The following is a 15870-nucleotide window of genomic DNA, read 5'->3' as shown; positions in this document are numbered from 1 at the left end:
GGCCCGCACAGACATCGAAGCCACGCGGTCATGTGACAACCGGTATGAGTCCCCTGATGTGGTGGGGTTCCGAAAGCTCGTCCTCGGCGCGGCGATTGATGCCGCTCCCTTGACTCTGATGGCTACGCCGGCCACGGCATCCGGACCACCCACTCCACCGGATACCTCTGTCGATGGGGTGCTGCAACCCGAGAACACCGTGCCCCAGCGCGCGTCGCCCTGCGAGATGATCGAGCCGTGAAGTGGACGACGGCGATCGGGCACGTGCACGGCCTGGCGGAGCGGTGCGCCGACATGGCCGAGCTGTCCAGCACCATCCAGACGTTGTCCGTCACGGGCCTGTGGGCCGTCGGTGACATCCTCGGACCACCCCGCGATCTGGACTGGGTCACCGTCGCCCTGGTCGTGGACCTGCCCGCGGCCGAGGTCCCCTGGCTCTGCTCGCCTCACGGTTCACAGCACTGGTCGCAGGCGACCAGGCTGTCGAAGAACCCCGTGACCGCGAGATGGCGCTCGGCCCACGCACCCGTGTGGAACCACCGCATCGTCCGCCCTGTGCTGATCTGGGATCTGGCCGGCGGCCTGCGACAGAACGCACTCGACGCCGTCCGCGAGGGATGTAGCGCCGACTTCGCCCTCCCTGCCCCGAGCCCCGACGAGTTTCGCGCCCGGATGGCCGACGAACTCGCGATCAGCGCAGCCGCCCTGGCCGCGAGGACCGCGGACTACGAGGCAAAGCGTTGGAGCAGAACCCCCTTGGAGCGGATCGCCGACCCCCTGTTCGAGGCCGTCCAGGGCTACCTCGGCGTCCTCGAGACACAACCCCACCCCTCGCGGCCACTGAGCGGCGGTCACCCCGAGGCGCCCACGGTCAGCCCGCAGGCCTAGAAGAGACACCTCGGCCACCACCGACGCTGGGAGCAACATGCGCTCCCCGACCAGATGCGCAGCCGTGAACAGATCCACGCACGCCCGGTGATGGACATCGCGGGTCAACGCCGCCGCAACGATCGGACCCGTATATACAAACGATCACGACAGAGGCCGCCCGAACCCCCACCCACCATGATCAAATCTCCTCTCTAGATCACGGTGATGGAGTTGACGATCCGGTTGGCGTCGGCGAGCGCATCGGGGTCGGTGCCAGCGGCCGGCCGAACGAGGGTGACCACCAGACCGGGCTGCTCTCCGTCCACCACAGTGACCTGGGCCGTCTGATCCGCGCCGACCGCGAACGGGTTGTCCGGGGTGTCGGCGAGGGTCACGGCCAGACAGTCACACCCCTCGGAGGCCCCGGCGGGCAGCCAGCGGTCGGCCCGGACGTCGAACGTGACGCGCTGCGCGGGCCGGCCGAGGACCATCACCCGCTGCGCCGGCCCGGTGAGCCGGATGGCGGGGTGGTCGGCCAGCCAGGCCGGCAGGTCGGTGGGCAGCGCGGCGAGGGCTGGCTTCGGCACCGCCGCGGAGGGCGCCGGGCGCACCGCCGTCCACTGCAGAACCGAGATCCGGATGCCGTCCTTGTCGTCGGTCACCACCAGGCTGGACGCGGTGGCGAGCGCGACCCGCCAGGATGTGGCGGAGTCCGGGACGGCGAACGTGATCTTCGGCGTGAGGCCGGCAGCGGCGTACGTGCCCGGCAGCAGCGCACCGGGTTCGGCCGGCGGCAGTGTGGACCAGGACGGTACGGATCGGTCCGGGACGAGGCGTGGCAGGGTGGCCGATGGGATGGCGACGGCGGCAGCGATCGCGACGGCGGCGAGCACACGCCGACGCCGGGCTCTCGCCCTGCCGCGTGCCTTGACGGCGGCCAGGTCCGGGGCGGCGGGCGGCGCGCCGGCCCCGATCTCGAGGAGCTGTCGGAGTTCAGTCATCGCGGCCCCCCGATGCGTCGAACTCGATACTGAGCGCGGCGCGCAGCACGGCCAGGCCGCGCGCGGTGAGCTTCTTCACGGTGCCCTGGCTGCAGCGCATCACCGCCGCGGTGGACGCCAGGTCGAGATCGTCGAAGAACCGCAGCACCACGGCCGCCCGCTGCCGCGGGGTCAGGTACGACAGTGCGGCGCGGACGACGAGCGCATCCACGAGGTCCGGCGTGGCGGGCAGACGCTGCCGCTCGGCGAGCACCGCCGTGGACCGCCGCTCCACGAGCAGCCGACGCCAGCGGGAGTTGGCCAGGTTGAGCGCGACCCGGGTGAACCAGGCACTCTGCTGCTCCATCCGACTCAGCCGGCCCCAGTGCACGCAGCCGCGGGCCAGGGTCTCCTGGGCGAGGTCGAGGGCGGTCTCCCGGTCTCCGCAGTACAGCGTGAGCAACCGCACCAGCCGTGGGTACTCCCCGGCGCACGCGTCCTCCAGGCCGCTGTACATGCGCCGCGGCGTGACATCGACGGCCGGCAACCTCACCTCCGGCTGCCCTGCGCCGCGCCCCTCGGGCTCGGGCCGGGTGCCTGCCATCGTGGCCACGTCCGCCTCCCCCAGCCGCGGTCACCTGGTCGCGAGCCGCGACAGCGTCGACGCGCCGGGGCCCGAGACCCAGACCGAGTCGTCGGTGACGAGCAACTCGGCGATCCAGCCGCGCAGCTGCGCACTCCCCAGCGTGCGCCCATCCTGCGGGGAGTGCCAGGTCACCAACCCGGAATCTCCGTGCGTGACCCACAGGGCGCCATGGGTCAGGGCGAGGCCGCCGGCCTCGGTCGTGGAGACCTGCCGGACGACGCGGTTCGTGGCCGGGTCGACCGCATGAATGGTCGAGTGCTCCGGGTCGGCAGCCCAGACCAGGTCGGGGGTGACCAGCATGTCGCCCCGGCAGCACCCCGGGATCGGGACCGTGGCGAGCCTCCGCCCCGTGGCCGAGTCCAGGCGGGCCAGCCCATCCTTGACGACGGTCCAGACCGACCCGTAGCCGGCGTTCACCTGGCCATGCGCCTCACCGACCTCGACCACCTGGACCCGTCGACCGGCGACCGGATCGACCCGGGTGAGGGTGGCGTCGGAGTTGCGGACCCAGATCATCCCGGCGTCGACGGCCACCTCCCAGGGTCCCGAACCGACCGGGATCGTGGCGAGGACGGCGTTCTTGGCCGGGTCCACCCGGGTCAGTGTGCCGTCGTCGTAACTGGCCACCCAGATCGACCCGGCGGCGACGACGACCCCGGCCGGGTCGCTCCCGATCGGGATCGACGTGATGATCTTGTCGGTTGCCGGGTCGATCCGGACCAGCAGCCCGCCGGTGTCCTGACCCACGGAGACCCACAGCGACCCGAAGCCGGTGACAAGGTAGACCGGGTGACCGGGCAGCTGGATCTCGGCGAGGGTGTCCCCGATCCGGTGCTGCTGCGGCCCCGAACTGCTGGCCGACCCGGTCCGGCTCGGGGCAGCCACCCCGGCGGAGCCGCTGCTCGCCGTGCCGCCCCCCGATGGCTGTCCACCCGAACAACCAAGCACGGTCAGCAGCACGGCGGCCGCCAAGGTGGCCGCTGTGGTCCGTCGTCGCACCATCACTGCCTCCTGCGCAGTACGTCCAGTGCACGGTTAACGCTTCATCACCCCAGCGGGGACCCGTGGCCGCCGATGTTCCTCTCGAACTCCCGCTGCACGCCAGAATCGGCGAACAACCTCAGGGGGCGCATCGCAGCAGGTCAGCGTCTTGCCGTCCGCCCGATGTCGTCTTCGTGAAGATCGGAAGGTCGGGGTTCACCCTCATCCCTGGCGAAGACGGTGCTCTCGAGTCTGATGACGCAGGGGGCTACTGCCCCGCCAGGTCGAGGGGGGGTTCATCCGAGCGCCGCCGGGAGTTCTGAGGCTCTGCCCGTTCCCTGGGCGCCGGAACGGCACTCGCCGGGGCCGTGGAGTCGGGGGTCACGCTCGTGGCGTCGGTCAGGGCGCCCTCGTCGTCCGAGAAGACGGTGCGGTCGCGGCCGAGTTGCTTGGCGCGGCGCAGCCTGGTGTCGGCCAGGTTCAGGACGTCCAGGAAACCGCTCCGTTCGGTGCTGCCGGCAGTTCCGAAGCTGGCGGTGACCGGTGCCGAGGCGCCGCGAGCGGTGGTGTTCGCGAGGTCGGCCCGGAGCCGATCCAGGATCTGGGCGGCCTCGGCGGGCGTGGCATGGGGGAAGAAGACGACGAACTCCTCGCCCCCGTAGCGGCCGGCGATGTCCTGGGCCCGGATGGTCTGCTGCAAGGTGGTGGCGAACTGCCGTAGCGCCTGGTCTCCTGCGTCGTGTCCGTACACGTCGTTCAGGTGTTTGAAGTGGTCCAGATCAGCCATGGCGACGGCATAGGACTCGCCAGGACATTGGGCGATTGCACCCCGGATGTGCTCCTCCACCGCGCGGCGGTTCAGCAGGCCCGTCAACCCGTCCGTACTGGCCCGTAACTCGCTGCGGCTGAACGCCCGGATGGTGCCGATCCGCTGACCGGTCTGGTCCGCGATCGTTGTCAGCCGCTCGATCACACCGTGGTCGGGAGAGTCGCCGGCCGGCCCGGTGCTGTGCAGCACTCCGAGGGCACGGCCCATGAAGGCCACGGGAATGCAGATGGACGAGACCGGCCCGGACTCCCGGCCGCGCAGCTTCCTGCACGCCCCCAGGGCCTCGCCGTCCGGATACACCATCCGCTGGCCGCGTCGGACGGCCACGCAGTCCCACGGCGACCTGATGGCGCAGTCCGGGGCCTTGCCGGGGGTGGCCGCGACGGTGGACATCGCGGATCGTGAGGAGTCGGCGAGCTTGAGTTCGGAGCACCGCCCGACCAGGGCGAGGGCTTCTGCGGACGCCTGGTACGCGTCGGGTTCGGTGTCCACCATTTCGAAGGCAGCGTGCAGCTCGGTGGCGAACTGGTGCAGCCCGGCCTCGCGTCTCGCCGCCAGAGCGAGTCGGTGATCAACCCGGAACACCAGGCCCCCGAGCACCGTCAGGAGCGCGATCGCCCCGCCTGCTGCGGAGATGATGATCACAATGGCCTGTCGCAGCCGTCGGTCGGCGTCGACCTGCGTTGCCGCCACCGCCGTGGCCAGATCGTCCGCGGTGGTGCTGAAGCCCTGATCGACGCCTTCGAAGGAGGCGCCGAGCTCAGCCAGTTCCGTGCGGGCCGCCTGCGGCTGCCGGCGTGCCAGCTGCGCCAACCGGGTGGCGTCGGCCATGAAGGCGTCGGTCTGCTTCACGAGCCGGTCCAACCCTGCCGGAAGCCCGGATCCCGACGGCAGGGCGATGGCCGCAGCCTGCCGGTTGGCGGTCAGGTCGTTGTGCACGCGGTCGGCATGCTCCCGGAGCTCGGTCACGATGTCGTCGGCGGCCGAACCGCCGCTGTCCACCGCCATCAGGGCGTGGGCGTACACGGCGTGGACGCCGGTGTCCGCATCCTGGTGGCGGATCGCGATCGCGTCGGCGGCCGTCAGAGCCTTCTGACCGGCCCGGATCGACGAGACAGCCGCGAAGGCGCTGCTCCCGACGACGGCGACCGCTGCGACGCCGATCCCGAGCAGGACCAGGTACCGCACCGGCAGCCGGCTCCCCCCGGCCGCAGCGCGAGGCGGCTCGGGGGTACCACCGATGCTCACATCACTCCATCGGCCGCCGCCGGCCCGGCGCACAGCGTCCGGGCGGGTGAATCCGATCGGGGGTCGGCCCCACCGACCTGGCTGCCGCGCTCTCAGCCATCGCGGCTGTCGCTACCGACGGCACTCGGCAGACCGGAGGAGACGACCCGGGTCCACCAGACCGATGCTCCCCGCACCGGACTCGGTGCGGGGAGCATCGGGTAGTGAGGCAAGCAGCCTGACCGGAGCGTCAGGTGGTGCTGATCGCTCAGACGGGCAGGGTGCGCCAGTTCGTCACGTAGACCGGGGCCGAGCACGTGCCGACCACGTTCCCGTTGCGGTCGGCCTGGCAGGTACGGACCTGGATCTGGTTGACCTGGCTGGAGGTGGTCACCCAGGGCGATTGGCCGTAGGTGTTGATGGTCGTCGAGCAGGACGCGGCGCCCTTGTACCACCTGGTGACATCGATCCCGTTGAACAGTGCCCGGGTCTGCGATACCGCGCAGAAGCTGTCGCTGCGGACGTCGCGGGAGTAGCCGGCGATCTGGAAGTGGCGAGCGTCGGAGCTGATGTAGCCCCAACCGCTGGCCCAGCCGTAGTAGCTGTTGAGGGAGTAGGTGCCCTCGTAGACGGAGCCCGCCGCCTGCGCCGGGGTCGCCACCCCGACGACCGAGGCGACCAGGGCAACCATCAGGGCCAGTGGGGCCAGCACTCGGCGGGCGAGTGTGCGCCGAGTGGAGAGCGGGCGACCGGCGACAGTTGCAGCGCTGCTGGTGCTGTTCATGAGGTCCTCCAGGGTCTGGCTGCCCCGGATGGGGCGCTCTGAGTTGTTGCCCCGAGCGTGTCCCGGATGCCGGACGACGTCTGTCACGCCGCTGACACAACAACCTTCCCCTGTCGGCGATCCACGGCGACTACGTCGGCCTGGAGCCGTTCGCCTCCGCGGCGCCCCGCCCGACGAGCCGATCCGAGGTCGGCTGATCTGCAGTTAACAAACGGCCGCTACGGTAGCGCGGTGGCTGATAACGATTACGTCATTGATCCTGTGAAGGGCCCGCGCGTGGTCCCGACCCATGCGAAGGCGATAGCGCCAGTCCAGCCGCCGACACCCGATGTCGACGGCTTCGTGGACGCGTTCTTGCGTGAGTTGAACTTCGGTCAGGGTGTCTCGCTGGCCCGTGCCTCGGTCAACGACCAGCACCTGGCCCTCTCGCGGACGGTGCGGCACTTCCTGATGGCGCGCTGGCTGGAGGCCTTGGCCCAGCAGCGCAAGAACCCGGTCAAATCGGTCGGGTACCTGTCGGCCGAGTACCTGCTGGGGCGCCAGCTCGACAACGCACTGTTGGCCACCGACCTGGTGGACGTCGTCCGCGAGGGTCTGGCCCAGTGTGGCCTGAGCCTGGACACGCTCCGTGACCAAGAGGTGGAGCCCGGGCTCGGCAACGGAGGCCTGGGCCGACTCGCCGCCTGCTTCATCGACTCCCTGGCCACCATGAGCGTGCCCTGCATCGGCTACGGCATCCGCTACGAGTACGGCATCTTCCGGCAGACCTTCGTCGACGGACGCCAGGTCGAGCAGCCGGACACCTGGCTCACCCTGGGTGGCCCGTGGGAGTTCCCGCACCCAGAGTCCTCCCAGTTGGTCAACTTCGCCGGTCGGACCGAGACGTACGTCGACACCGACGGCGAGGAGCGCACCCGCTGGGTGCCGGACTGGAACGTCGTCGGCGTGCCCTACAACTACATGGTGCCGGGCTACCAGAACGGCCGGGTCAACACGCTGCGGCTGTGGAGCGCCCGCGCCACCAAGGCCTTCGACCTCGAGATCTTCAACTCCGGCGACTACGCCGACGCGGTGCGCGCGCAGACGTTCGCCGAGAACATCTCCAAGGTGCTCTACCCGGAGGACTCCACCCCACAGGGCAAGGAGTTGCGACTGCAGCAGCAGTACTTCTTCGTGGCCTGCTCGCTGGCCGACTTCGTGTTCGAGATCCTGCACGACGGATTCGACATGACCAAGCTGCCCGAGCGGATCATCTTCCAGCTCAACGACACTCACCCGGTGATCGCCGTCCCCGAGCTGATGCGGCTGCTCGTGGACGTCAAGAAGCTGGCCTGGGCCGACGCCTGGCAGATCACCCAGCAGTGCTTCGCCTACACCTGCCACACCCTGCTGCCCGAGGCCCTGGAAGTGTGGCCCGTCGAGCTGCTCGGACGGCTGCTGCCGCGTCACCTCGAGATCATCGATCGGATCAACGAGGAGTTCCTGGCCGAGGTGCGCGCAGCGTTCCCGGGCGATGAGATGCGGGTCCGCCGGATGTCCATCATCTCCGACTACCCCGAGCGGGGCGTCCGCATGGCCCACCTGGCCACGGTCGCCGCAACGAAGGTCAACGGCGTGGCAGCCCTGCACTCGGAACTGTTGCGCGACAAGGTGTTGCCGGACTTCTCCGAGCTGTGGCCCGACAAGTTCATCAACGTCACCAACGGCGTCACCCCGCGCCGGTTCCTGCGCCAGAGCAATCCAAGACTGTCCGAGCTGATCACCGAGGCCATCGGCGACGGGTGGATCACCGACCTCGAGCAGCTGCGTGGCCTCGAGCCGCTGGCCGACGACGCCGAGTTCCGCGCCCGGTTCCGCGAGGTCAAGCTCGCCAACAAGACCAGACTCTTCGACCTGCTGAAGCGACGTGACGGTTACGACCTGTCCAACGGTCACATGCTCGACGTCATGGTGAAACGGCTGCACGAGTACAAGCGACAGTCACTCAAGCTGCTGCACATCGTCACGCTCTACGAGCGGATCGTCTCCGGACGCGTCGATCCGACCGACGTGAACCCGCGTACCTTCGTGTTCGGCGCCAAGGCCGCCCCGGGTTACCGCATGGCCAAGGAGACCATCTATCTGATCAACTCCGTCGCCTCGGTGGTCAACGCGGACCCGGCCGTCAAGGGCGTGCTGCAGGTGGTGTTCCCGGCCAACTACAACGTCACCCTGGCCGAGACCCTGATCCCGGCAGCCGACCTGTCCGAACAGATCTCGCTGGCCGGTAAGGAGGCCTCCGGCACCGGCAACATGAAGTTCGCCCTGAACGGCGCCCTGACCATCGGCACCGACGACGGGGCGAACGTCGAGATCCGCCAGTTGGTGGGTGACGACAACTTCTTCCTGTTCGGCATGCTCGAGCCCGAGGTCGCCGCACTGGGCGAGTCCGGCTACGTGCCCAGCAGCTTCTACGAGAAGGACGACGACCTGAAGCGAGCGATCGACCTGATCTCGTCGGGGGCGTTCTCGGACGGCGACCGCAGCGCCTTCGAGCCGCTGGTCTCGAACCTGTTGCACGAGGACCGGTTCATGGCCCTGGCCGACTACCGCGCCTACCTGGATGCCCAGGGGGTGGTCGACGAAGCCTATGGCGACCAAGAGGCCTGGAGCCGCTCGGCCATCCTCAACGTCGCCCGGTGCGGGTTCTTCTCCTCCGACCGCTCCATGCGGGACTACCTCGATCGCATCTGGCACGCCCAGCCCGTCCTGTAGGCCCTCGACGTGCGCTCCGCTCCCCTGGCCGCGGGAGCGGAGCGCTGACCACGGTGTCGCCCTGCTCACATACCTCTGCGTTCACACGCGCGAAACGTGACGCGCGATCGGGGTTCCTAGGCTTCACGAGACCGTGATGTTCGAGGGCCGGTGGCGCGCGCACAGAACGCGGACCGGCCGCGTGAGGAGTGCCCATGAGCGGCAACAACGTTCGTCTGCAGGCCATCAGGGACGTCGAGGCCTACGTGCCGCCGGCAGTCAGCTTCGAGCCTGGCGAGGCTCCCGGAGAGATCTTCGGCGAGAACGTGTTCAGCCGCGCGGTGATGCAGAAGCGGCTGCCCAAGGTGGTCTTCAAGTCGGTGATGGCGACGATCGAGAACTCCGCGCCGCTCGACCCGCTGGTGGCGGATGCCGTTGCCTCGGCGATGAAGGACTGGGCACTCGAGAAGGGCGCCACCCACTACGCGCACGTGTTCTACCCGCTGACCGGTCTGACGGCTGAGAAGCACGACAGCTTCCTGGAGCCGGTGGGCGACGGGTCGGCGCTGGCCGAGTTCGCCGGCAAGACCCTGATTCAGGGTGAGCCGGACGCGTCGAGCTTCCCCAGCGGCGGGCTGCGCAACACGTTCGAGGCCCGCGGATACACCGGGTGGGACGTCACCAGCCCCGCGTACGTGCTGGAGAACCCGAACGGCAACACGCTCTGCATCCCCACCGTGTTCGTCTCCATGACCGGTGACGCGCTGGACCACAAGACCCCACTGCTGCGGGCACAGCAAGCGATGTCGGTTCACGCCGAGCGCATCCTGCGGCTGTTCGGCCACGAACCCGATCGCGTCGTGTCGTTCTGCGGCGCCGAGCAGGAGTACTTCCTGGTCGACCGGCACTTCTTCCTCGCCCGACCGGATCTGCTCAACGCCGGCCGAACCCTGTTCGGCACCAAGCCGCCCAAGGGCCAGGAGTTCGACGACCACTACTTCGGAGCCATTCCGGAGCGGGTGCTCGGGTTCATGATGGACACCGAGCGCGAGCTGTTCAAGCTCGGCATCCCGGCCAAGACCCGACACAACGAGGTCGCACCCGGCCAGTTCGAGATCGCGCCGATGTTCGAGCGTGCCAACGTCGCGGCAGACCACCAGCAGCTGCTCATGACCACCTTCAAGACGATCGCCCGCAAGCACGGCATGGAGTGCCTGTTCCACGAGAAGCCGTTCGCCGGCGTCAACGGATCGGGCAAGCACGTCAACTTCTCCCTGGGCAACTCCGCTCAGGGAAACCTGCTGCTGCCGGGCGACAACCCGCACGACAACGCCCAGTTCCTCGTGTTCTGCGCTGCGGTGATCCGGGCCGTGCACCGCTACGGCGGCCTGTTGCGGGCCTCGGTCGCCTCGGCCAGCAACGACCATCGCCTCGGCGCGAACGAGGCACCGCCGGCCATCATCTCGATCTTCCTCGGCGATCAGCTCGCCGACGTGTTCGAGCAGATCGCCAAGGGTGCGGCCACCTCGTCCAAGGACAAGGGCACGCTGATGATCGGCGTCGACACCCTGCCGGTGCTGCCGACCGACCCGGGCGATCGCAACCGCACCAGCCCGTTCGCCTTCACCGGCAACAGGTTCGAGTTCCGGGCTCCCGGTTCGGGACAGTCCGTGGCCGGGCCGATGACGACCATCAACACGATCATGGCCGAGGCGCTGGACTACATGGCCACCCAGCTCGAGGCGGCCGTCGCGGCGGGCACCGAGTTCAACACCGCCGTCCAGAACCTGCTGACCGAGGTCATCACGACCCACGGTGCAGCGGTGTTCAACGGAAACGGCTACTCCGACGAATGGCAGGTCGAGGCGCAGGAACGCGGGCTACCCAACCTCCGCACCACGCTGGATGCGTTGCCGGAGCTCATCTCCGAGCCCTCGATGGCCCTGTTCGAGACCTACGGCGTGTTCAGTCATCGCGAGATGCACAGCCGCTACGAGATCGGTCTCGAGCAATACGCCCTCAGCGTCGGGGTCGAGGCGCGCCTGAGCATGGAGGTCGGTGCCACCCTGGTGCTGCCGGCGGCGATCCGGTACCAGACCGAGCTCGCGACCAACCTGGGCGCGCTCAAGTCGGCCGGTTTCGAGGGGGATCCGTCCTCACTCGAGGCGATCTCCGTCCCGCTGGGCGAGCTCCGGACGGCGCTGGCCACCCTGCGCAGTGCGCTCGCCGACGACAGCGGGTCGAGCCCGTTGGAGGAGGCCACCCATGCCAAGGAGGTCCTGCTCCCGGCCATGACTGCCGTACGCGCCGCATCGGACGCCATCGAGACCCTGGTGGCCGACGACCTCTGGCCGCTGCCCACCTATCAGGAGATGCTCTACGTGCTCTGATCCCCGGGCTCACGGGCCTGATTCGGACCGCGGAAGGCCGTACCGGATGGTTGGTTTCGACCATCCGGTACGGCCTACCGCCTACCCCCCGATCGGGTTGAGCTGACGGGGCGTGCAGGCGTTGACGAGCGCATCCCCGCTCAGGCCGGTGAACCGCGCGGCGCACCACGCCCGCACGTCGTCCGCGTCGGAGAAGGAGCCCTCGGCGAAGGTCACCCACAGGGCCTTGCCGCCATAGGTTCGACGCAGGCCGTAGTCCGTGCTCAGCAGCAGGAACACCCGGGCGCCGAGATTCTCTTCGCTCCGCAGTCGCAGGTGTTCGGCGAGGATGTCCGTGGCCATGAACGTGTGGGAGCCGGCCGCGGTTGTCTGCTTCGGGTCCACGATGCCCGGTACCTTCGACGCGATCTGGGCGACCCACTGGCGGCGCAACGTGACGTTCTGGACGTCCTGCGCCCGGACGCTCTCGAGCTGGGCCAGAGCGGCAGGCTCCGGGTTCACCGTCGACGGGCTCGGCGCAGCCGACGTCGGGGCAGTGGGCTCGGATGACGGCGGGGCCTGGGCGATCGGGGCGGCCGACGTCCGGGCCGGGCTCGGCTCGGCGACCGAGCTCACCGACGCGGCGGTGGTGTCGCCCTGGCCCTTCACCCGCATCACCACGAAGACGACGAGCGTCACCACGAGCGCGGCGATCAGCACCGAGACCGCAACGGTCCGCCCGATCCACTGGGACTGGGACAGCGGTGCCACCCCGGCCGAGGGGGCGCCGACCGGGCGGGAGAACACCGGCGGCGGTGCCGCCGCGGCGGGCGGTGTCGGTAGCGGCGCCACGGGTGCGGGCGGTACGGGTGGTGGAGAAACGGGTGGTGACGAGTAAGCCGACGCAGGTGGACCACTCGGCGGCGTGACCCGCACGGGCTCGACCGGGTTGGTCGAGCCGGGTTCGCGCCTGAGCCAGGTCGGCGAGGCGGGGACAGGGGGAGGGGACGACGTCTCCTGGCGGTCACCTGGCCCGCTGCCGCTCGAATCGGACATGGGCACGCTCCCTGGCTCCCTGCTCGGTGGTTCCTACGGCAATAATGCCGTCACGGCATGGAGCGGGTCCGGGGTACGACGCAATCTCACCCGGAATGGCCGAGCACGAGATGCAGAGTCGCTTCCACGGTCCCTGCGTCGACTGAACGTGCGACCGTCACGACACCGGGAGGCATGCCCGTGCACACACTGGTGATCGGCGGCGGGATCATCGGGCTCACCACGGCCTACCACCTGGCCCGGGACGGCGCCGAGGTCACGGTGCTCGATGCCCGCGCCACCGGGCTCGGCGCCTCCGCCGTCAACGCCGGGTGGTTCGTCCCGGCAGAGGCCATGCCGGTGCCCGGCCCCAAGGTCGTCGTGCAGACCCTGAAGTGGATGCTCCGGCCCGACAGTCCGGTCTACATCCGCCCCTCCCTCGATCCCCACTTCGTCGCCTTCATGCTGCGGATGTGGCGGCACTGCACCGATCGCGACCAACGGGCCGGGTTCCTGGCCCATCTGCGGCTGGCGCTGAACACCGGCCATCTGCTCGATGAGTACCGAGCCGACGGCATCGACTACGAGATGCACACCGAAGGCCTGTTGATGGCCTTCACCCAGCGGGAGAACCTCGACCACCACATCCACAACCTCGACCTGGTGCGAGAACACGACCTCGACCCCCAGGTGCTCGTCGGGGACGACGTGCGCGCCCACGAACCGCTGCTCACCGACCAGGTGTGTGGCGGCATCTTCTTCCCCACCGAACGCCACCTGGATCCTCGCGCCTTCGTCGTGTCGCTGCACCGACGTTTGCTGCAGATGGGTGTCCGGATCGTCGAGAACTCCCGCGTCGAGAGCGCCGACCTGCGCGAGAGCTCCGGACGACGCCGCGTGGCCGCCGTCCGCACGCCGTCCGGGACCTACGAGGGCGACACCTTCGTGCTCGCCACCGGCGCCTGGACCGCTGAACTGTCCTCGCTTCTCGGACACCGCCTTCCGGTGCGACCGGGCAAGGGCTACAGCATCGACGTCGACCCGATCCCGCTGCGCAGCGCGACCAACCTGTCCGATGTGAAGGTTGCCCTGACCCCGTTCACCGACCGGCTCCGGCTCGCCGGGACCATGGAGTTCGCCGGTCTCGACGAGGACGTCAACCAGGTACGCGTCGCCGCGATCCTGCGCGGACCGCAGGCCTATCTGCGCGGCTGGCAGCCACCCGCCGGCCCCTTGCGGCCTCGGGCCGGGATGCGGCCGATGACCCCCGACGGCCTGCCGGCGATCGGCGCGCTCCCTGGCCTGGACAACACGTTCGTGAGCACCGGCCACGGGATGCTCGGGGTCACTCTCGCGGCAGGCAGCGCACTCGCGCTCACCGACCTGGTGCTGCGCGGCGTCCAACGCCCTGAGCTGATCCCCTTCGATCCGGCACGGTTCTGAGAACCTCTGAAAGCCTTGTCGTACAACCGTCACCGATCCGTGGGCGCCGCCGCCACATCGTCCGACCCGTGCAACAGCCGCAGATCCACGCTGAGCAGAACGTCCTCGTCCGGCTCGAGCATCCGCAGGGTTCCGGCCTCTCGCGCTGCCGCGACGCCACCGACGCCGACGGTCGAGGGTTCGACGGCCGTCACGTACATCCCGGGGGCGGGCATGAGCCACTGCGCCAGGTGAGGCAGGGTTGCGGCGTCCCACGACACCAGCAGCCCGGCGGCACGGCCGTCGCCGATGTCGTCGGTCACGACTGCGGCGCGACACCAGCCGTCGTCATCGCGGCGCAGAGTGTGCTCCCACACCGCTTCGACCGCAGCGGGTTCCGGCTCGGGCAGGTGCCGCCAGTCTCGCTGCTCGGCGCTGCCGAGGCGCACCGCGGGCTCGCCCACGGTGGCGGTCACCCGGGCGCGCGGCGACACCACCGGCCAGCCGACGTTGAGGTGATAGAGCACCGCCAACGGACTCGGCGTCTGCCCGTCGTTACGCACCCGGTCGCGGATTCGCAGCGTGCGGCCCCCCAGATCGGCCTCCAGTCGGCGGCGCAGCACCAGGTGCTCACCGAACGGCATGGCCTGACGCACCTCGCCCTCGATCACCAGGGTCGAACCCTCGCGATCCAGCCGGGTCAGCCGCGCCTGGGCAGCGGCGATCCGCCCGTGCAGCGGGTGGTGCCGCACGGTGCCGCCCGGCGGTCCGTAGCGGTCGGGCTCGTCGGCCGGGGCGTGCACGTGATCCAGCCCGCAGGTGGTCAGCAGGCCACCGGTGAACGTCCGCAACGGGCCGAGGCCGTGAGGCTCGGCGAACGCCGCGTGCCGGATGCCCGCCGGCGAGAGCCATCCCACCGGGACGCCGCGTACGCTCGCCCGGGAGATGTCCAGCGCGCGGTCGACCAGGATGTCGACATCGATCTCACCTGTTCGCACCCGCGCCACCCGGACACCGCGGGCATCCCCGTCGAGCAGCTCCAGCAGCTCGACACCAGCGACCTGCTCGGGGTGTCCGACCAGGTCACGCCAGTGCCCCGCGCCGGGATCGGCCCCGAAGAGCTGCCCCGAGTACCTCTCGTCGTCCACACGGGCCACTGTGTCACGCCCGATGATCGATCCACGGCTCACAACGGCAGCGGATCGAGGAACTGCAGCTGCACCTCACCCACGATGTGCTCGGCCAGGTCGGCATTGAAGGTCTTGTTCTCCGCGGCGGCCAGGTGCGCCTCGAACGCGGCCGCATCGCGATACCGCTCGAAGACCACGAAGGTCTGGGCGTGCCCCGCCACGGTGCTCGGCTCGAACAGGATGGTCCCGTCGCTCGCCCGGACGACGAGAGCGTAGGCGGCCAGAAGGTCGCGGACGAGGTTCTCGTGGCCCGGCCGGGCGTGGAAACTGGCTGTCAGCTGCACCGTGGACGTCCTTGATCTGGGCCGATGTCGAAGGCCATGGTGAGGACAGCGGCCCGCTGGCGCAAGCGGGTGATGGGAGCGCATACCCCCAGAGGTATCTCTTGCCTCATCTCCGTTCCTCGGGTAATGTACGTACATCCGCAATACCGGTTCGCCAAGCCCTCGCGGCACGAGGAGAGAGCACACACCATGATCAACCAGCTCGAGATCGACGTCGAGACGTTCGCCGCCCGGCAGCCCGACGCCTACCTGATCGACGTCCGCGAGCCCGACGAGTACGCCGCAGGCCACGTGGACACGGCTCGACTGGTGCCTGCCGGCTCGCTCGCCGGTGCCGCCGGCAGCCTGCCCACCGACCGGACGATCTACATCATCTGCGCCAGCGGCAACCGCAGCCTGCGTGCTGCAGCCGCCCTGACGGCCTCCGGGTTGACCGCGGTCTCCGTCGCCGGCGGCACATCGGCCTGGGCCCGGTCCGGCCGCCCGGTGGCCGCCGGAATGCCCCGAGCGTGATGCAGCC

13 protein-coding genes are annotated in these 15870 nt (G+C 69.6%); 5 read left to right on the top strand and 8 right to left on the bottom strand.

Features of this window, described 5'->3' with window-relative positions:
* Nucleotides 1-237 precede the first annotated feature (237 nt).
* Nucleotides 238-888 carry a hypothetical protein gene (locus IPK24_03805; protein ID MBK8074700.1) on the top strand — a complete coding sequence of 217 codons (651 nt, stop codon included), beginning with the start codon at nt 238-240 and terminating at the stop codon, nt 886-888.
* Nucleotides 889-1082: 194 nt separating this feature from the next.
* Here IPK24_03805 and IPK24_03800 read toward each other — a convergent pair whose 3' ends face one another.
* The 5 genes from IPK24_03800 to IPK24_03780 form a co-directional block, all read right to left on the bottom strand.
* Nucleotides 1083-1871, bottom strand: coding sequence for a hypothetical protein (locus tag IPK24_03800; GenBank protein MBK8074699.1), 789 nt, complete (start codon nt 1869-1871; stop codon nt 1083-1085).
* Nucleotides 1864-2367 (bottom strand): sigma-70 family RNA polymerase sigma factor, encoded by a 504-nt coding sequence (locus IPK24_03795; GenBank protein MBK8074698.1) that lies wholly within the window; start codon nt 2365-2367, stop codon nt 1864-1866. The genes IPK24_03800 and IPK24_03795 overlap by 8 nt, the downstream gene beginning before the upstream one ends.
* A gap of 117 nt (nt 2368-2484) precedes the next feature.
* Nucleotides 2485-3498, bottom strand: a complete 1014-nt coding sequence (locus tag IPK24_03790) for a YncE family protein (GenBank protein ID MBK8074697.1) — start codon at nt 3496-3498, stop codon at nt 2485-2487.
* A gap of 247 nt (nt 3499-3745) precedes the next feature.
* Nucleotides 3746-5554 carry a GGDEF domain-containing protein gene (locus IPK24_03785; protein ID MBK8074696.1) on the bottom strand — a complete coding sequence of 603 codons (1809 nt, stop codon included), beginning with the start codon at nt 5552-5554 and terminating at the stop codon, nt 3746-3748.
* Between the two features lie 247 nt (nt 5555-5801).
* The gene (locus tag IPK24_03780; protein MBK8074695.1) at nt 5802-6317 is read right to left on the bottom strand and encodes a hypothetical protein; all 516 of its coding nucleotides are present in this window, start codon (nt 6315-6317) and stop codon (nt 5802-5804) included.
* 66 nt (nt 6318-6383) lie between these two features.
* Here IPK24_03780 and IPK24_03775 point away from each other — a divergent pair, with 66 nt between their 5' ends.
* Entirely contained in the window at nt 6384-9071 is a 2688-nt protein-coding gene (locus IPK24_03775) for a glycogen/starch/alpha-glucan phosphorylase (protein MBK8074694.1), read from the top strand.
* A gap of 194 nt (nt 9072-9265) precedes the next feature.
* Complete coding sequence (locus IPK24_03770) at nt 9266-11440, top strand: glutamine synthetase III (protein MBK8074693.1); 2175 nt, start codon at nt 9266-9268, stop codon at nt 11438-11440.
* A gap of 81 nt (nt 11441-11521) precedes the next feature.
* Here the strand turns inward: IPK24_03770 and IPK24_03765 are convergent, their stop codons facing one another.
* Nucleotides 11522-12271: a hypothetical protein gene (locus IPK24_03765; GenBank protein ID MBK8074692.1), complete on the bottom strand. Its 750-nt coding sequence runs from the start codon at nt 12269-12271 to the stop codon at nt 11522-11524.
* Between the two features lie 384 nt (nt 12272-12655).
* Between IPK24_03765 and IPK24_03760 the strand changes: the two genes are divergently transcribed.
* Complete coding sequence (locus IPK24_03760; protein ID MBK8074691.1) at nt 12656-13897, top strand: FAD-dependent oxidoreductase; 1242 nt, start codon at nt 12656-12658, stop codon at nt 13895-13897.
* Between the two features lie 29 nt (nt 13898-13926).
* Here the strand turns inward: IPK24_03760 and IPK24_03755 are convergent, their stop codons facing one another.
* Both IPK24_03755 and IPK24_03750 read right to left on the bottom strand, forming a co-directional pair.
* Complete coding sequence (locus IPK24_03755) at nt 13927-15024, bottom strand: aldose 1-epimerase family protein (protein ID MBK8074690.1); 1098 nt, start codon at nt 15022-15024, stop codon at nt 13927-13929.
* 38 nt (nt 15025-15062) lie between these two features.
* Nucleotides 15063-15350: an antibiotic biosynthesis monooxygenase gene (locus IPK24_03750; GenBank protein ID MBK8074689.1), complete on the bottom strand. Its 288-nt coding sequence runs from the start codon at nt 15348-15350 to the stop codon at nt 15063-15065.
* Nucleotides 15351-15539: 189 nt separating this feature from the next.
* Between IPK24_03750 and IPK24_03745 the strand changes: the two genes are divergently transcribed.
* The gene (locus IPK24_03745; GenBank protein MBK8074688.1) at nt 15540-15863 is read left to right on the top strand and encodes a rhodanese-like domain-containing protein; all 324 of its coding nucleotides are present in this window, start codon (nt 15540-15542) and stop codon (nt 15861-15863) included.
* The last annotated feature ends 7 nt before the right edge of the window (nt 15864-15870 follow it).

The organism is Kineosporiaceae bacterium, from assembly GCA_016713225.1.
In the GTDB taxonomy this organism is placed as follows: domain Bacteria; phylum Actinomycetota; class Actinomycetes; order Actinomycetales; family Kineosporiaceae; genus JADJPO01.
This window is presented reverse-complemented; position numbering and strand designations above follow the sequence as displayed.